16 protein-coding genes are annotated in these 17314 nt (G+C 73.5%); 3 read left to right on the plus strand and 13 right to left on the minus strand.

Annotated elements, in window-relative coordinates:
• The 12 genes from hypF to ACFWR9_RS13160 form a co-directional block, all read right to left on the minus strand.
• Nucleotides 1–2123 (minus strand): carbamoyltransferase HypF (gene hypF, locus ACFWR9_RS13105; RefSeq protein WP_383840074.1); only part of this gene is annotated, 2123 nt, incomplete at its 3' end.
• On the minus strand, nucleotides 2120–2815 hold the full coding sequence (hypB, locus tag ACFWR9_RS13110; RefSeq protein WP_383840077.1) for a hydrogenase nickel incorporation protein HypB: 696 nt from the start codon (nucleotides 2813–2815) through the stop codon (nucleotides 2120–2122). The genes hypB and hypF, both read right to left, overlap by 4 nt.
• A gap of 2 nt (nucleotides 2816–2817) precedes the next feature.
• Nucleotides 2818–3210 carry a hydrogenase maturation nickel metallochaperone HypA gene (locus tag ACFWR9_RS13115; RefSeq protein WP_383840080.1) on the minus strand — a complete coding sequence of 131 codons (393 nt, stop codon included), beginning with the start codon at nucleotides 3208–3210 and terminating at the stop codon, nucleotides 2818–2820.
• Nucleotides 3211–3355: 145 nt separating this feature from the next.
• Complete coding sequence (locus tag ACFWR9_RS13120; protein ID WP_383840083.1) at nucleotides 3356–3472, minus strand: DUF6893 family small protein; 117 nt, start codon at nucleotides 3470–3472, stop codon at nucleotides 3356–3358.
• A 53-nt stretch (nucleotides 3473–3525) separates the two neighbouring features.
• On the minus strand, nucleotides 3526–4041 hold the full coding sequence (locus ACFWR9_RS13125) for a hydrogenase maturation protease (protein ID WP_383840086.1): 516 nt from the start codon (nucleotides 4039–4041) through the stop codon (nucleotides 3526–3528).
• A complete protein-coding gene (locus ACFWR9_RS13130) occupies nucleotides 4038–5504 on the minus strand; it encodes a hypothetical protein (protein ID WP_383840089.1) in 1467 nt (488 codons plus the stop codon). Before ACFWR9_RS13130 ends, ACFWR9_RS13125 begins: the two co-directional genes overlap by 4 nt.
• Nucleotides 5501–6139: a DUF6084 family protein gene (locus ACFWR9_RS13135; RefSeq protein WP_383840092.1), complete on the minus strand. Its 639-nt coding sequence runs from the start codon at nucleotides 6137–6139 to the stop codon at nucleotides 5501–5503. The genes ACFWR9_RS13130 and ACFWR9_RS13135 overlap by 4 nt, the downstream gene beginning before the upstream one ends.
• Nucleotides 6136–6744, minus strand: a complete 609-nt coding sequence (locus ACFWR9_RS13140) for a DUF5947 family protein (protein WP_383840356.1) — start codon at nucleotides 6742–6744, stop codon at nucleotides 6136–6138. The genes ACFWR9_RS13135 and ACFWR9_RS13140 overlap by 4 nt, the downstream gene beginning before the upstream one ends.
• Before the next feature lie 485 nt (nucleotides 6745–7229).
• Nucleotides 7230–7799 (minus strand): hypothetical protein, encoded by a 570-nt coding sequence (locus tag ACFWR9_RS13145; RefSeq protein WP_383840095.1) that lies wholly within the window; start codon nucleotides 7797–7799, stop codon nucleotides 7230–7232.
• Nucleotides 7796–9577 carry a nickel-dependent hydrogenase large subunit gene (locus ACFWR9_RS13150; protein ID WP_383840098.1) on the minus strand — a complete coding sequence of 594 codons (1782 nt, stop codon included), beginning with the start codon at nucleotides 9575–9577 and terminating at the stop codon, nucleotides 7796–7798. The genes ACFWR9_RS13145 and ACFWR9_RS13150 overlap by 4 nt, the downstream gene beginning before the upstream one ends.
• Before the next feature lie 54 nt (nucleotides 9578–9631).
• Nucleotides 9632–10717 (minus strand): hydrogenase expression protein HypE, encoded by a 1086-nt coding sequence (locus tag ACFWR9_RS13155; protein ID WP_383840101.1) that lies wholly within the window; start codon nucleotides 10715–10717, stop codon nucleotides 9632–9634.
• A 55-nt stretch (nucleotides 10718–10772) separates the two neighbouring features.
• The gene (locus ACFWR9_RS13160) at nucleotides 10773–12491 is read right to left on the minus strand and encodes an enoyl-CoA hydratase-related protein (RefSeq protein ID WP_383840104.1); all 1719 of its coding nucleotides are present in this window, start codon (nucleotides 12489–12491) and stop codon (nucleotides 10773–10775) included.
• A 254-nt stretch (nucleotides 12492–12745) separates the two neighbouring features.
• On the opposite strand from ACFWR9_RS13160, the gene ACFWR9_RS13165 reads away from it, so the two are divergent.
• Both ACFWR9_RS13165 and ACFWR9_RS13170 read left to right on the plus strand, forming a co-directional pair.
• On the plus strand, nucleotides 12746–13135 hold the full coding sequence (locus ACFWR9_RS13165; protein ID WP_383840107.1) for a hypothetical protein: 390 nt from the start codon (nucleotides 12746–12748) through the stop codon (nucleotides 13133–13135).
• Nucleotides 13136–13250: 115 nt separating this feature from the next.
• Entirely contained in the window at nucleotides 13251–15152 is a 1902-nt protein-coding gene (locus ACFWR9_RS13170) for an exo-alpha-sialidase (protein WP_383840110.1), read from the plus strand.
• Between the two features lie 16 nt (nucleotides 15153–15168).
• Here ACFWR9_RS13170 and ACFWR9_RS13175 read toward each other — a convergent pair whose 3' ends face one another.
• Complete coding sequence (locus ACFWR9_RS13175) at nucleotides 15169–16203, minus strand: bile acid:sodium symporter family protein (protein WP_383840113.1); 1035 nt, start codon at nucleotides 16201–16203, stop codon at nucleotides 15169–15171.
• Nucleotides 16204–16348: 145 nt separating this feature from the next.
• Here ACFWR9_RS13175 and ACFWR9_RS13180 point away from each other — a divergent pair, with 145 nt between their 5' ends.
• Nucleotides 16349–17233 (plus strand): LysR substrate-binding domain-containing protein, encoded by an 885-nt coding sequence (locus tag ACFWR9_RS13180; RefSeq protein WP_383840115.1) that lies wholly within the window; start codon nucleotides 16349–16351, stop codon nucleotides 17231–17233.
• The last annotated feature ends 81 nt before the right edge of the window (nucleotides 17234–17314 follow it).

The raw sequence follows: 17314 nt of genomic DNA on the forward strand, positions 1-17314 counted from the left end.
GGGGGGGGGGCGCGGGGGGGCGGGCGGTCGGCTCCGGGGGGTGGGCGGGGGTGTGGGGGGGGGCGGGGGGGGGGCGGCCCCCCCCGCCCCCCGCCCCCCCCCCCCCCCCCCACGGCCGCCGCCTCCAGCTCGATCGCGGCCTGTGCCTCGTAGCCGGCGTGGTGGCAGACGCCGGCCAGTGACGAGACGGCGTCGAAGAGCCGGCCCATGCTGGAGGTCGGTACGCAGTTCAGCCCGGTCTTCAACTGCTGCCGCAGCAGCGTGAGTTCGGCGGGCGGGCAGGCCGCGGTGCACGGCAGGTCGGGTGCGGGGGCGAGGCCCGCCGCGTGCAGATGCGCCAGCGCCATGCGGTAGGGCCGCCGTACCGCCGCGTCGCCCCCGGGCAGCGGCACGTAGGCGAGGTGCGCGAAGCGGCGGAAGCCGTCGTACCCCGCGAGCAGGAACTCGCCGCCCCACACGGCGCCGTCGTCTCCGTGCCCCGTGCCGTCGAAGGCGACGCCGATCACCCGGTCGCCCTCGGGCACGCCGTGCTCGGCCAGTACCGAGGCGATGTGCGCGTGGTGGTGCTGGACCCGGCGCACCGGGCGGCCCCCGGCGTGCCGTCGCGCCCAGGACGCCGACCGGTACGCGGGGTGTGTGTCGGTGACCAGCACCTCCGGGCGGACGCCGGTGACCGACTCCAGTTGCCGTGCCGCACGGCCGAGCGCGCGCTGCGTGGACAGGTCGTCCATGTCCCCGATGTGGGCGGAGAGCCAGGCCCGGTCGCCCTGCCCCAGGCAGAAGACGTTCTTGAGGTCGCCGCCGACGGCGAGCGCCGGGGCCACGGGGACGGGCAGCGTCACCGGCAGCGGGGCGTAGCCGCGGGAGCGGCGCAGGACCAGTGGCTCGCCGTCGCAGACGCGGACGACGGAGTCGTCGCACGGCACGTGGATCGCGCGGTCGTGGGTCAGCCAGGCGTCGGCCAGCCCGGCCAGCCGCTCCAGGGCCTCGTCGTCGTCGGTGACGATGGGTTCTCCGGAGAGGTTGCCGCTCGTCATCACCAGCAGCCGGGGCGTGTCGGCCGGGCCGTCCGGGTCGGTCGTCCCGAGCAGCAGATGGTGAACGGGCGTGTACGGCAGCATGACGCCGAGGTCGGGGCTGCCCGGCGCGACACCGTCCGCCGGCATCGGGGCGCCCGGCGCGGCACCGGCGTCCGTGCGCCGCCGCATCAGGACCACGGGGCGGACCGCGCCGGTGAGCAACTCCCTTTCCACCGGGCCGAGGCGCACGAGGTGTTCGATGTCCGGGACGTCCCGGGCCATCACCGCGAACGGCTTGGCGCCCCGGGCCTTGCGGCGGCGCAGCTCGGCGACCGCCTCCGGGCGGGTGGCGTCGCAGGCGAGGTGGTAGCCGCCGATGCCCTTCACCGCGAGGACGGCACCGGCGGCGAGCAGCGCACGCGCCGCGGCGACGGGGTCGGCGCCGGATGCCGCGCCATCCGGGGCGACGGCGTCCCAGCCGTCCGCCGTGACGAGCCGCAGCCGTGGTCCGCACGCGGGACAGGCGACGGGCTGCGCGTGGAAGCGGCGGTCGGCGGGATCCCGGTACTCGCGGTCGCAGTCGGTACACAGGGGGAAGCCCGCCATCGTCGTCTGCGCGCGGTCGTAGGGCAGGCCGGTGACGATGGTGAAGCGCGGCCCGCAGTGCGTACAGGTGATGAAGGGGTGGCGGTGGCGCCGGTCGGCGGGGTCCGCGAGTTCGGCCAGGCAGTCGCGGCAGGTCGCGGTGTCGGGTGCCACGAGGGTGCGGACCCGGCCGCCGGCACCGGAGGGGACGATGCTGAACCCGCGTTCCTCGGTGGCGGGGACCTCGGTCGTCTCCACCGAGTCGACCACCGCGAGGGGCGGTGCGCCGGGTGCGAGCCGGGCACAGAAGAGGTCGACGTCCCCCGCCGGCCCCTCGACCTCCACCAGGACGCCGTCACCGGTGTTGGTCACGTGCCCGGCCAGCCGCAGATCGGTGGCGAGCCCGTACACGAACGGGCGGAAGCCCACGCCCTGCACCACGCCGCGTACGACGACACGGGCCCGCCGTACCGGTGGGTCCCCCTTCGGTGGTGCGCCGGTGTCGGGGGTGGTGCTCACACCTGTGCCCGGTCCATCACCGGGGCGTGGACCGCGTCTCCCCCGGCCGCGGCGAGCGCCCGGTCGACCAGCACACCGGCGCCCTCGCCGGTGCGTACGGAGCTGAGTACGACGTCGACACCCGGGTTGACCTGCTGCACGTGGGCGCGGAAGGCGGCCTCGTCGAACTCGGCCGGTCCGGCCAGGTCGGACTTGGTGACGATCACGAGCTGGGCGAGGCCGAACGCGGTGGGGTATTTGAGCGGCTTGTCCTCGCCCTCGGTGACGGAGGCGAGGACGACCCGCAGGGACTCGCCCAGGTCGTAGGAGGCGGGGCAGACGAGGTTGCCCACGTTCTCCACGAAGAGCAGGCGGGTGTCCTCGGGCAGCCAGTCGTGCAGGTGCCCGGCGAGCATGTCCGCCTCCAGGTGGCACAGCCCGTCGGTGAGCACCTGCTTGACCGGTACGCCGGAACGGGCCAGGCGGTTGGCGTCGTTCTCGGTGGCGAGGTCCGCGGTGAGGGCCGCGACGGCGACGCCGCGCTCCCGGGCCAGCCGCAGCTCACGCTCCAGCAGGGCCGTCTTCCCACTGCCGGGGCTGGACAGCAGGTTGATCACCGTCGTGCCCCGGGCGGTGAGCTCGGTGCGCAGGATGCCCGCCGCCATCGTGTTCTTGGCGAGCACGGCCTGCCGGAGGTCGACTGTGCGGCACATCGTCAGTTCTCCTCGGGGTGCGGTACGGGGGTGGTGGTGACGGGCGTGTCGGCCGCCCAGGCCACCTCGGTGATGGTCAGTTCGCGGCCCGACAGCAGTTCGGTGGCGGCCCCGCGGCAGTGGGCGCACACCAGGTCCGGGGGCATCCCCGTGTCCCAGGTCCGCGCGCAGGGGGTGCAGCCCGCCCGGCCGGGGATCGTCCGGGTGCGGAGTTCGCAGCCCTCCAGGACCGTGCCGGCACAGGCGAGTTCGAAGCAGAAGCCGAGCGCGTCGGGGACCACTCCGGCGAGTTCGCCGATGTCGACGCTCACCTGTCGCACACCGTGGGCGCCGCGGGCGTGCGCCGCTTGTTCGACCTGGTCCACGACGGACATCGCGACGGACATCTCGTGCATCGCCACTCCGTCCTGGGCGGGGGATGACTGGCGCCGCCTACTGGTTGCGCCGCTCATTAGAGGTGGCGTGCCGGTGCCGTACGGACCGGCGCGCCGGGGCGGAACGGACGCGTAGCCCGTTCGGTGCAGGTGCGGGCGGGCGGTGTCACATCCTGCGGATGCGCAGGTATCGCCGGACGTCGGGCCAGAAGCTCGCGACAACCGCCGCCAGGGCGGTCGCGGTGAGGGAGGCGGCGGCACCGCCGACGAAACGCTTGTTCATGGGGGGTTCTCCGTTCTCGGTTCTCGGTTCTCGGGGCTCCGTGCGGCGGCGTGTCAGACGACCGCGGCGTCGCGGATCAGTTCGCCGGTCATCCGCGCCGCCTCGGGCACGGCGGCGGCGACCGGCGGGCTGAGGCCGATGCCCTCGTCGAGGGTCTGCGGTTCACAGCCGACGACCAGGGTCCGGCGCGGTGGCCGCGCGCCGGTGCCCGCGCACAGGGTGTCCAGCAGGGCCAGTACGGCATCGGGAGACATCCGGTGGCCGTCCAGGGCGGGAGCGTCGGGTGCCTGGCGTGCGCCGGGGGCGGAGGCGTCGATCACGTACAGCGTGCCCGGCTCGCCGCCCCGCGCCGCCGTATCGAGCAGGATGAGCGTGTCGTACCCGTCGAGGAGCTGGTAGGCGAGGTGGACGCCGCGGATGCCGATGTCGGTGACCTCGACGCCGTCGGGGAGGTCCTGGCCGGCCAGGACGCGGGCCGCCTCGACGCCGAAGCCGTCGTCGCCGAGGAAGATGTTGCCCACCCCGGCGACCAGGGTGCGGGGGCGGACGGGTGCGGTGCCGGTGGTCATACGGCCTCCTCGGTGTCCGCGACGTCCACCTCGTCGGGCTGGAAGTAGAGGTAGCGGCCCTGTTCCCGGCGGATGTCGGCGCCGGGGTCGTCCTCGACGGTGACCGCGATGTGCACGCCCCCGTCGACGTCGTGCAGGACGGCCTCCACCAGGGCGCGCCGGCCGCTGAGGAACAGGTCCTGGGCGTCGGAGTGCCGCAGCCGGGGCCGCAGTACGACGCGGCTGCCGGCCCGCACGTGGTGGCCGTCGACGAGGACGTGGTCGCGGGCCGGGTCCACGGAGTCGTCGGCGCCGGGGTCCCACCACGGGGTTCCCGGCCGTACGCCGCCCGGCCCCGCGGACCCGGGATCGGGCGGGGGCCCGCCGAACACGGGTACGCCGTCGCGCGGCGGGGGCGGCGCACCGGGGGTGGTGATCTCGCGCAGCCCGCGTACCGCTCCGTGCAGCCGTTCCAGCACCTCGGCGGGCATGGAGTCGGCCAGGTCGATCACCGCGGCGGCCCGGTCGTCCGTGCCGCGGGCCTCGCGCTTCTCCTCGTCGGTGAGGGCGGCGGTGCGCAGGGCGAGGATCTCGTCGATCTCCGTGGCGTCGTACAGGGCACCGGGGCTCTCGGGGGCGATGGCCGGGTGGTCCTCCAGGATGATCGGCGAGGACAGCACCAGGTCGGCGGAGCCGGGTTCGCCCGCGAGTACGGGCCAGGTGTGCAGGTTGCGGCACTGGGCGACGGCGTTCCGGGCCCATTCCGGCGGGTCCGTCAGCGACAGGAACCGTCCGGCGTCCAGGCGGAGCAGCGTGTGGGCGGCGACCAGGGACCGGCCCAGGGCGGTGTCGCGGGTGGTGTCCTCGGCGGGCGCCCAGTCGCTGGTGTTCTCCAGGACCACACGGAGGCGTTGCGTGGTGTAGGGGCCGTCCAGGTCCTCCGCCGACAGGCGCAGCCGGCCGCTGATCTCCTCGCGGCGGCGCAGCAGCCGGCCCACGGTCCGCCCGGTGGCGTCCGTCACCGGCTCGGTCTCCTCTCCCGCCGGCCGGGTGACGGGGACGACGACTCCGTCTCCCGCGAGCGCGTCCACGGCGACGGTGAGCCGGACCTGTTCCTCGTGCCCCTCGTCCCAGGGGACCAGGACCCGGTCGTCCAGGCGCAGTTCGGGTACGGTCTCGAAGCCGCCGTCCGGCAGGGCCCGCTGGACGATGCGCCGCCCGGCGTGCAGGAACCGCACCTCGACCGCGAGGCTCGCGCCCTTGCGGGGTTCCATCAGCAGCTCGGTGTGCTGGAAGTCGTGCTCCTCGGCGGCCGAGGTCCAGGCTGGGGGTACGAGGACCCCGAACTGCCAGCGCAGCCGGTTCTTGGCGGCCGAGGCGCGGTAGGGGTAGAGCACGTACCCCTCGAACAGCACGGCGTCGGCGACCTGGCGTGCGACGGCCAGCCTGGTCTCGGTCGCGGAGGTGAACGTGGTCGTGGTCACGGTGTCCTCTCCCCGGCCGCCCGCACGAGGTGTTCGACGGTGGCTTCCCAGGAGGGCAGCGCCTGCCGCGACCGGTAGTCGAGCAGCGCGTCCATGGCGTCCCGGGGCAGGCGGAGCCAGCCGGAGCCGGGGAAGTGCTGCTCGACCATCTCCCGCCAGGTCTTCACCGGCATCCGGAACGCGGCCTCCTTGTCCCAGGGGACGGGTTCGACGTGGAAGCCGCGGGCACCGGTGAAGGCGGTGCCGGAGAACAGCATCAGCAGGGGCACCTCGCCCTCCTCCAGGGCGTTGAAGTAGCGGGTGGAGGCGATGTCCATGTCGTAGGTGCAGGGCACCACCAGGTCGGTCTCGGTCTCGCCGGTGAACCCCTGGACCATCACCGGTACTTGGGCGAACTGCACGGGGTTGAGGCTGCTGCCCCAGCGGGAGCGCTCGCCGAAGAGGTCGCCCAGGGCCCGGGCCTCGCCGTCGCCGTAGCCGCGGCGGGCCGGTTCGATGCGGATCTGGCAGCGCAGTGCCAGCGCGTGCACGCGGGTGCCGGGGGACGCGGTGACTCGCAGCCGGAAGACGAGCGTGGGGCCCGCGGCGTACGGGTCGGCACGCACCCCGGTGCAGGAGAAGTCGAACTCGGTCACGGGCGGTCCCCTCGGTGGTCGCGGGCCCGCTCGCGGACGTGGGTGAAGAATGCCTCCAGGTCGGCTCGCGCCTCCGCGCCCCCGTCGAAGCCCTGCCAGCGCAGCCGCATCCGGCCCACCAGCTCGTAGCAGATGTCGACCGGGACCAGGTAGCACTCGACGCGGTCCTGGTGCCTGCGCAGCAGCAGCGCCTCCACGTCGGGTTCGAGGAGGCCGGCCAGGGAGGAGGCGGCGAGCACGGACTGCCAGGACTCCGGTTCCAGTTCGCTCTCGGTCGCGCCGGCCGGGCTGGGGTAGAGGGCGACCAGCCGGTCCAGCGCGGAGTTGCGGAAGAAGAAGGCGACGGAGACGGGGATGCGCAGGCGTTCCCACGCCTGCTCGTCGACGTGGTGCCCGGGGTCGCTCAGGTACCGGCCGGGGACCGTACGGAAGCGGCCCGTCGTCCCGCCCGAGCGGTCCAGCAACTGGGCGCAGGGGTCGCAGGCACAGGCCAGCGCCCGCTTCTCGGTGTCGACCAGATGCCGGTGCCGGACGTCGCCCAACGGCACCGCACACAGCTCGCACCGCTCCTCCCGGGGCGGCCGGGGCACCGTGAACCGCCGCAGCCCGCGGGTCGCGGGGTGTCGCCGCGCCGGCCCCGGCCCGGCCGGGGGCGAGCCGGGCGGGGCGTGGGACGCCGTGGCGCGGCCGGTCGGTCCGGCGGGGTGGTGGCCCACGGCGAGCTGATCGGCGGCAAGCTGCTCGGGGGCAAGGTCGCCGAGGGCAGCCTGCCCGGCTGACACGGCGGGGTGGTGGCCGACGGCAGCCTGCTCGGCTGACACGGCGGGGTCGTGGCCGACGGCAGCCTGCTCGGCTGACACGGCGGGGTCGTGGCCGACGGCAGCCTGCTCGGCTGACACGGCGGGGTGGTGGCCGACGGCAGCCTGCTCGGCCCCCACCACCGCACGGTGGCCGAGGGCGGGCCGCTCGGCAGCGCTGGCGTCGTGGCGGCCCACTGGCGCGGGCTGTTCCGCGGCCACGGCGCGGTCGCGCCCGCCGGCCGACCGGTCCGTGCCCCCCGTGCAGTGGTGTTCCCCGGGCCGCCGCGCGGTCACGGCGCCGTCCTGGTCGTCGGGCGGCCGCTGGTCCCGGTCGCCTCCGGGGGGACCGCGCCGATTTGCAGCAGGACCGGTTCGCGTGCCGTGTCCTCCTCCAGGACCACCGTCGTGACCTCGGGGGCCAGGCAGGCGAGCGCGTCGCGGGCCGAGTCCTCGACGGCGTCACGGGAGCCGCCGCAGCCGCAGCCCCCGGACGCGACCGGGCGCAGGCGCAGTTCGCCGGTGGCCGGGTCGAAGCCGGCGTTCTCCACGGGCTGCGGGAGACCGCCCAGGGCGCGGGCGATGCGGGTGGGCGCGTCGTGCGGGTGCAGTCCGTGCAGGACCAGCAGACTCGCCACGAGGTCGTCGGTGAGCAGGGCGTCCAGGGCGTCGGCGGCCGGCCGGCCGGGTTCGCGGCCGAGCAGTTCGACGGTGCGGGCGAGCCCGGCGCCGTAGAACTCCATGAGGACGCGCACCAGTTCGTCGGCGGCCTCGCACGCCGTGCGGTCACCGGAGGCGGACAGCCGGTCAAGGATCTCCTCGACCCGCTGCCCGGCCCGCTCCGCGTCGGGCGCGCCGCTCATCCGGCCAGACCGCTCAGTCCGGTGGGCACGTGCATCGACTTCACCGTCCGGCCGTCACCGACGTACATGTGGACTCCGCACGGCAGACAGGGGTCGAAGCTGCGCACGGCGCGCATGATGTCGATGCCCTTGAAGTTCTCCGGGGAGTTCTCCTCGAAGATCGGCGTGTTCTGCACGGCGTCCTCGTACGGGCCGGGCGTGCCGAACGTGTCGCGGGTGGAGGCGTTCCACGGCGTCGGCGGGTACGGATGGTAGTTGGCGATCTTGCCGTCCCGGATGACCATGTGGTGCGAGAGCACGCCGCGCACCGCCTCGGTGAAGCCGACCCCGATGGACTGGTCGGGCACCTCGAACTTCTCCCAGGTCTGGGTGCGTCCGGCGCGGACCTCGGCGAGGCCCATCTCCGCGCAGTGCAGGGCGACGGCGGCGGCGTAGGCCTGGAAGTAGGTCCGGGCGCGGTTGCGCTCTAGCGCGTTGCTCCACTTCGGGATCTTCCACTCGAAGGTCGTCTCCGGTTTGGTGAGCGTGCGCGGCAGGTTGATGACGACGCTGTGGCCGGTGGCCTTGACGTAGCCGATGTCGACGAGGCCCGACAGCGCGGTGGACCAGAGGCGGGCGATGGGGCCGCCGCCGGTGTCCAGCGCCAGGTGGTCCTTGCCGTCGAACCAGCGCGGTGACATCACCCAGCTGTACTTGTCGTCGAAGTTCCGCTTCTGCGGCGCCGGGATGGTGTGCTGGTTCCACGGGTGGCGGGGGTCGACCGGGTTGCCGAGCGGGTCGTGGGTGACGAACTGCTCCTGGCCCTCCCAGTCCTCGTAGTACGAGGAACCGAGCAGGATGCGGATGCCGAGGTTGATGTCGGTGAGGTCGTTGGTGACGAGCTTGCCGTCCACGATGATGCCCGGGGTGACGAACATGCGCCGCCCCCAGTCCGACATGTTGGCGTACGTGAAGTCGCAGTACTCGGGGTCGTTGAGGGCGCCCCAGCAGCCGAGCAGGACGCGCCGGCGGCCGACCTCCTCGTAGCCGGGCAGCGCCTCGTAGAAGAAGTCGAAGAGGTCGTCGTGGAGCGGCACGACCCGCTTCATGAACTCCACGTAGCGCATGAGCCGGGACATGTAGTCGGTGAAGAGCTGGACGGAGCCGATGGTGCCGACGCCGCCCGGGTAGAGGGTGGAGGGGTGCACGTGGCGGCCCTCCATCAGGCAGAACATCTCGCGCGTGTACCGGCTGACCTGGAGCGCCTCGCGGTAGAACTCGCCCTCCAGCGGGTTGAGCGAGCGCATGATGTCGGCGATGGTGCGGTAGCCGTGCTCGGCGGCGTGCGGCGCCTCGGTGCGTTCGGCGAGTTCGAGGACGCCGGGGTTGGTCTCGCGGACCATCTTCTCGCAGTAGTCGACCCCGACCAGGTTCTCCTGGAAGATGTTGTGGTCGAACATGTACTCCGCGGCCTCGCCGAGGTTGATGATCCACTCGCCGAGGTGCGGCGGCTTCACGCCGTACGCCATGTTCTGCGTGTACACCGAGCAGGTGGCGTGGTTGTCGCCGCAGATGCCGCAGATGCGGCTGGTGATGAAGTGCGCGTCCCGCGGGTCCTTGCCGCGCATGAAGACGCTGTAGCCGCGGAAGACCGACGAAGTGCTGTAGCACTCGGCGACCCGCTTCTGCTTGAAGTCGATCTTCGTGTGGATGCCGAGGCTGCCCACGATCCGGGTGATCGGGTCCCACGCCATCTCCACCAGACCGGTGCCGTCACCGGTCGTCGTCGAGGTCGCCATTGTGTCTGTGCTGCCCTTCGGTCGGTTGGGGTCTGCGGGAGAGGGTGCGGGAGGTCACCACGGCGGCCGGTAGCCGGTGGTGATCTCGCGGCCGGTGTGCCGCCACTTGGGCTCCTTGTCCACCGTCCGGGCCGTGATGGTCCGCAACCTGCGGATCACCGCGCCGTACGCGCCGCTCGCGGTGCTGGAGAGCTTGCCGCCGGGCGGCTCGTCCATGAACGGCATGAACTTGTCGGGGAAGCCGGGCATGGTGCAGGCGATGCAGATGCCGCCCACGTTGGGGCAGCCGCCGATGCCGTTCATCCAGCCGCGCTTGGGCACGTTGCACTTCACGACGGGGCCCCAGCAGCCCAGCTTCACCAGGCACTTGGGCGAGTCGTAGGACTCGGCGAACTGGCCCTGCTCGTAGTAGCCGGCCCGGTCGCAGCCCTCGTGGACGGTCGCCCCGAACAGCCAGGTCGGCCGGAGCTTGTCGTCCAGCGGGATCATCGGCGCCGAACCCGCGGCCTGGTAGAGCAGGTAGGTGAGGGTCTCGGCGAAGTTGTCGGGCTGGATGGGGCAGCCGGGCACGCAGACGATCGGGATGCCGGCCTGCGACTTCCAGTCCCAGCCCAGGTAGTCGGGCACACCCATCGCGCCGGTCGGGTTCCCGGCCATCGCGTGGATGCCGCCGTAGGTGGCGCAGGTGCCGATCGCGACCACGGCCAGCGCCTTGGGGGCGAGCCGGTCGATCCACTCGGAGGTGGTGATGGGCTGGCCGGTCTCCGGGTTGTCGCCGAAGCCGCACCAGTAGCCCTCCTGCTTGATCGACTCGTTCGGGACGGAGCCCTCGACCACGAGGACGAAGGGGTCGATCTCGCCCCGCTCGCCCTTGAAGAACCACTCGATGAACGTGTCCGAGCCGCCGACCGGTCCGCACTCGAAGTCGATGAGCGGCCAGTGCACGGCGATTTTCGGCAGGCCCGGCAGGGCCCCGAGGGCGATCTCCTCGATGCTGGGCTGCATGGCGGCCGTCAGGGCGACCGAGTCGCCGTCGCAACTCAGGCCGGCGTTGATCCAGAGGATGTGGATCGGTTTCTCGTCCGTGCCGACCGCGGCGGAGTCCGGTTCCGCGCCCGTGGCCGGGGGTGCTGCGTTCATCACTGCCTCCCGGGGAGGAAAACGGCTAAGCCGACAAAATCGGCCTTTGTCCTGGCTAAGAGTCGGCCAGATCGGCCGATCTCGCACCCGTAGACGGCGGCCGGTCCGGCGTCGGCTCCTTGCGGACGAACGCCCGCCGCAGCGCGTGGTAAGGGGCTTCGGGGTCGAAGAAGATCGTGTGCATGCGGTCGAGTTCACGCTCACGGACCACCGCCAGTGGTGCGACGGCCTCCCGGCGCTCGTGCTCGGCCTTCTTCGCGGCGACGCGGTTCTGCGCCCCGGGAGCGGCCGACCAGCGTTCGGCCAGTCGGGTGACCTCGTCGGCGAAGCGGGCGGGCACGCACTCGACCACCCGGTCGACCAGGCCGGTCTCCCGGGCCCGGCGGGCGCTGACCGGGAGGGCCTCGCGGGTCAGCCGTTCCGCCGTCGCGGCGCCCACCCGGCGCGGCAGGCTGTACGTCCAGTACTCGGAACCGGTCAGGCCCATGCGCCGGTAGTGCGGGTTGAGCACGGAGCCGGAGCGGCACCACACCTCGTCGGCGGCCAGCGCCAGCATGACCCCGCCGGCCGCCGCGTTGCCGCCGATCGCGCTGACGACGAGACGGTCGGTGGTGGTCAGGACGGCCTCGACGAGGTCGTTCATCGCGTTGATGTTGGCCCAGGACTCGGCGGCCGGATCGGGCGCCGCCTCGATGACGCCGAGGTGGATGCCGTTGGAGAAGAAGTCGCGGGCGCCGCCCAGCACCAGCACGGAGGTCGGCCGGTCGCACGCCGCGCGGTAGGCGTCGAGCAGGCGCCGGCAGTGGTCGGCGGACATGGCGCCGCCGGGGAACGAGAAGGACAGCGCGCCCACCGCCCCCTCTTCCCGGTACCGGATGTCCGACCAGACGCCGTCGTCCGCCGACGGCAGTACGGGCGCCGGGGCCTCCCGCAGTCCGGCCGGCAGCCCGGCCGCCAGGGCGAGGGCGGCCGGCAGCTTGCAGGCACGCGGTGCGCCGGCGCCGGTGCGGGCCCGCAGCTCGGGAAGCCACACCGCGCCGTCCACCGTGGCCCGGCAGACCGCGCCCGCCCGGGTGGCGAGCAGTTCGCCGGGGTGACCGCGCAGCCGCGGCTCGGCATGCCCGCCGTGCAGGAACCACTCCCGGCCGAGCAACTCGTCCAGGACGCCGGGCTGGGAGTCGGCGGCGCGCAGCTTGCGCAGGACGGTCGTGGTCGGATCGGCGGCCCAGTCGATGCGGCGCACCCCCTGACGCATCGGGGGCCGGGTCCGGGCGCCCGGCACGCTCGGCAGCGTGCCCTGGCCGAGTGGCGTGTACGTGCCGGACGCGAACCGGTCGACGGCGGTCAGCACGGCGTCCACGGCCGCGTCGGACAGCTCGTTGCGGTACAGGTCGCTCTTGCCGACCCGGGGCGCCGGGCAGCTCGCCGTCGCCCACACGGGGCCCGCGTCCATCTCCTCCTCGGCCTGGAGGACGGTCACGCCCCATGCAGCGGCCCCCTCGTGGACGGCCCAGTCCAGGGAGGACGGCCCACGGTCGCCGACGGGCCCGGGGTGCACGATCAGACACGTCCGGGTCGTCCAGACCGCTCGGGGTACGACGGTCCTGAGCATGGGAGCCACGATCAGGTCGGGTGCGTGCCGGTCGACGGCCCCGCTCACGTCCCGCGCACGGGGTGTCACCTCCGCGTGCACGCCGTGCCCGCGCTCCCGCAGCTCGGCGTGCACGCGCTGGGTGAGGCTGTTGTAGGCGCTGGCGATGAGGAGGATGCGCATGGCGACCCTTCCGAGGGTGCGTCGGGCGTCGGCGCTGTGGGCGTCCGGCTGCCTGCGATGGTCGGACAGACCGGTCCTCGAACGTCGACACCCATCCCGCACCTCACTCGCACGGGTGACGCTTCCCCCCACATGGCTGGCAGCCCCTCGACGGAAGTACGCGAAAGTGCCCCTAGTGCGAACAAGTGGGACACTTTAAGTGTTCTGGGCACGGCCAAACGTGCCCTCCCGCGAGCGCACAGGCAGGTCGGCACATGCCCGAGGAACGCAAGTCGTCGAAACCGTCGAACGGCCACGGAACCAGTCGCCACCAGGGTCGCGAACAGCACGGCTGGTCGCCGGACGTCGACGAGACGCGGCAGCAGGAGGACAATCCGAGCGCCCGCCGGTCCTTCCGCGCCGAGAAGCACGCGCCGGGGCGCGGAGCGGGCCGGAAGACCTCGAAGGAGGAGCACACGCCGGTCCCGGGCGACGTCGCTCCCGACAACGCCCGGCGGGGCGAGAAGCGCGGCGACGAACCGGAGAAGGGCATGCGGGACACCGGCGACCGGGGCCGCTCCGGACGGCCGAGCGGCACGAAGGACGACGACGCCTTCACCGGAGTCGACCCGGACAAGCCCAAGGGCAAGCGCCGGCCCGGCTGATCCCCGCTGCTGCCGCCGACACGCGCGTGATCATGTAGGACGTGCGCGGAACGTACTGCTGTATTGATGTCCGGACGACCGGCTCGCACCAGCCGTCCGAAGGGCAGACCGTTCCATGCCGTCATCACGTTCCCGCACGCGTGCGCGCACTCCCTGGTTCGCCCTCGCGGCGCTGTCCGCCCTGGCCGTGTCCCCGCTGCCGGCCCACGCCCGGTCCGACGACCGGGCCCCGGAGTTCGAGGAGCGGGTCCTCTTCCGGGCGGCCGGGGACCCGGGCGGCTACGCCTGCTTCCGCATCCCCGCGGTCGTGCGGACGACGGACGGCACCCTGCTCGCCTTCGCCGAGGGCCGCGTCCTGAACTGCGGGGACGCCGCCGACATCGACATCGTCCTCAAGCGCTCCACCGACGGCGGACGCACCTGGGGCCCGCTCCAGGTCGTCAACGACGGCGGCGGCGACACGCACGGCAACCCGGCCCCGGTAGTGGACCGCACCACCGGCCGCGTCCTGCTGACCGAGACCTACAACGCCGGCCGGACCGACGCCGCCAACTGCGCGATCCCCTGCGCCCGCACGCCCCACCTCCAGTACAGCGACGACGACGGCCGCACCTGGTCCGCGCCCCGCGACCTGAGCCCCGAGATCCTGCCGGCCGACTGGAACTCCTGGTACGCCACCGGCCCCGTGCACGGCGTCCAGCTCACCGGCGGCGGCCACCCCGGCCGGCTCGTCGTCGGCGTCAACGCCGAGAGCTGGGACGGCGACCGGGTCACCGCCCACCACGCGGCGCTCGTGGTCAGCGACGACGGCGGCGAGCACTGGAAGGTCGGCGCCACCGACACCTGGCCCGTCGCCGCCGACGGCACCTTCCGGCAGAAGCCCTCCGAACTGACCCTCACCGAGCGCGCCGACGGAGCGCTCCTGGTCAGCGGCCGGGAGGAGCGGGGCACCGACCTGGGCCACCGCACCCAGGCCGTCAGCCGGGACGGCGGCGACAGCTTCGACGCCCCCTTCCGCACCCTGCCCGGCCTGTACACCCCGCAGGTGCAGGGTGCCGTGCTCCGCCTGGGCGACCGGATGCTGCTGTCCGCCCCCGCCGACCCCGACCGGCGCCGGACGATGTCGGTCCGCTCCTCCTACGACGGCGGCGCGACCTGGGGCAGCGTGGACCGCGGCACGGTCGTCACCCGGGACTGGTCCGGCTACTCCGACATGGTGGCCGTCGACGACGCGACGGTGGGCCTCGTGTACGAGGCCGGGGCGGTCGACGCCCGCGACGAGATCCGCTTCGCCCGCTTCACCGAGGACTGGCTCCAGCCGCGCCGGGCCGCCGATCCCACCACCCCGGACCTCGCCCCCGGCGCCGCGCCCGCGGCGGTGCTCGGCGGCGCCGGGACGACGTCCGGCGCGGTGGGCGGCGCGGTGGGCGGCGCGCTCTCCTTCGACGGCGCCGACGACGCCGTACGGCTGCCGTTCGACGAGCGGCTGCCGCTCGGGAGTGGGGACTTCACGGCGTCGCTGCGGTTCCGGTACGCGGCTGCCGACGGGGAGCAGCCGCTGCTGTGGATGGGCGGCGTCGGGACCTCGCAGCCGCAGGTGTGGCTGCGGGCCGAGCCCGGCAACGGGCGGGTCCAGGGGCTGATCACCGCGCGCGACGGCGCGGCGGCCCCGCGCTCGGCGTGGGTGCGCACCGACAGCGCGCTCGACGACGGGCGCTGGCACCACCTGGCGCTGCGCCGTGGCGGGGGCCGGCTCGCGCTGTTCGTCGACGGCGCGGCGGTCGGCGACGCGGCGGACGTGCCCGGGTCGGTCGGCCGCGACTCGCCGTTCGGCGTGCACATCGGCGAGCGCGTGGACGGCCGGGCCCGCCTCACCGGCGCGATCGACGACGTGCACGTGTGGAACCGGGCGCTGACCGACGAGGAGATCGCCGCCGGAAACCCGCTCTCCGCCGTCGGGAACACCGTCCTGCACCTTCCCATGGACACCGTGGACGGGGTGGAGTCGGGCGGCTGAGTGTGCCCCCGGCAGCTCAGCGGCGGCCCGTGCCCACCGTGGCGGGCGCGGGCCCGGCGGTGTCGTCGCCGGAGGCGGGCACCTCCGGGTCGTGCGAACGGCGCTTGGCGATGACCGCGCACACCATGAGCTGCATCTGGTGGAAGAGCATCAGCGGCAGCACGGCCAGCGAGGCGTGGGCGCCGAACAGGACGCTCGCCATGGGCAGTCCGGCGGCGAGCGACTTCTTCGAGCCCGCGAACTGGATCGCGATCCGGTCCTCCCGGCCGAAGCCGAGACCCTTCGCCCCGTACCAGGTCAGCAGCAGCATCACGGCGAGCAGTACCGCCTCCACGGCGAGCAGCCCGGCCAGCCGAACGGGGCTCACCTGGTGCCAGATGCCCCGGACCATGCCCTCGCTGAACGCGGTGTAGACGACGAGGAGGATCGAGCCTCGGTCGACGAGCTGGAGGACCTTCTTGTGCCGGGCGACGAAGCCCCCGATCCACCGGCGCAGCACCTGCCCGGCGGCGAACGGCACCAGCAGTTGCAGCACGATCTCCAGCACCGAGTCGGCGGAGAACCCACCCCCGCCGCTGCCGAGCAGGGCGGCGGCCAGCAGCGGCGTGACGACGATGCCCACCAGCGAGGAGAAGGACCCCGCGCAGATCGCGGCAGGCACGTTGCCGCGGGCGATGGAGGTGAAGGCGATCGAGGACTGGATGGTGGAGGGGACCAGGGTGAGGAAGAGCAGGCCCTGGTACAGGGGGTCGGTCAGGAAGACGGGCACGAGTCCGCGCGACGCGAGCCCCAGCAGCGGGAAGACGACAAAGGTGCAGGCCAGCACGGTGACGTGGAGCCGCCAGTGCCGTACTCCGTCCATCGCCTCACGGGTGGAGAGCCGGGCGCCGTAGAGGAAGAAGAGGAACGCGATCGCGGCGGTGGAGGCCCCGGAGGCGACGTCCGCACCCGTGCCACGGGCCGGCAGCAGTGCCGCGAGGCCCACCGTCCCGAGCAGCAGCAGGATGTACGGGTCGATCGGCATCCAACGGGGCCAGTGCAGGCGTTTCACGGTGCTCCACTTGCTCGTCCACGGTCGTTCGGAGGCTCACGTTTCGAAGGCTCACGGGTCCCCGCTCCATCCTGCTCGGCACTCTGCGATCGGGAATCCGGTATACCGCTCTGACTGTCATCACGTACCGCGATAGCCTGGTGGCGTGTACGACCCCTCCCACCTGCGCACGTTCCTGTCGGTGGCCCAGACGCTGAGCTTCACGCAGGCCGCCCGGCGGCTCGGGCTGCGCCAGTCGACCGTGAGCCAGCACGTGCGGCGGCTGGAGGACGCCACCGGACGTCAGCTGTTCAGCCGCGACACGCACTCGGTGGAGCTGACGGAGGACGGGGAGGCGATGCTCGGGTTCGCCCGCCGGATCCTGGAGGTACACGAGCAGGCCACCGCCTTCTTCACCGGCACCCGGCTGCGCGGGCGGCTCCGGTTCGGGGCCTCGGAGGACTTCGTGCTGACCCGGCTGCCGGAGATCCTGGAGGGCTTCCGGCACGACCACCCCGAGGTCGACCTGGAGCTGACGGTGGAGCTGTCGGGCACGCTGCACCGGCAGTTGGCCGACGGGGAGCTGGACCTGGTGCTCGCCAAGCGGCGGCCCGAGGACCCGCGGGGCGAGCCGGTCTGGAGCGACCGGCTGGTGTGGATCGGCGCGGAGCGGCTGCGGGTCGACCCCGACCGTCCGGTGCCGCTGATCGTCTATCCGCCGCCGGGCATCACCCGGGCGCTCGCGCTGGAGGCCCTGCAGCGGCAGGGCCGGGAGTGGCACGTCGCGTGCACCAGCGGCAGCCTCAACGGCCTGATCGCGGCCGCCCGCGCGGGCCTGGGCGTGATGGCGCACTCGCGCGGGCTCGTCCCGCCCGGCCTGGTACGGGTCCCGGACCGGGCCGGACTGCCCGAGCTGGGCCGCGTCGACTTCGTGCTGGTGCACGGCCGGCGCCGGCCCTCCGCCCAGGGCGCGGCGGACGCGCTGGCGGCGGCGGTCCTCGCGGGCGGCGACCGGCTGCACCGGCCTCAGCGGGCGGGCTCGGATAGGTGAGCTGCTCGACCCGGCGCAGGAGGGGCGACACCGTACCGGCGGTAAGTGGGTCGTACAGATTCGGTGGAGATTACGCCACCG

This window comes from Streptomyces sp. NPDC058534, assembly GCF_042717365.1.
In the GTDB taxonomy this organism is placed as follows: domain Bacteria; phylum Actinomycetota; class Actinomycetes; order Streptomycetales; family Streptomycetaceae; genus Streptomyces.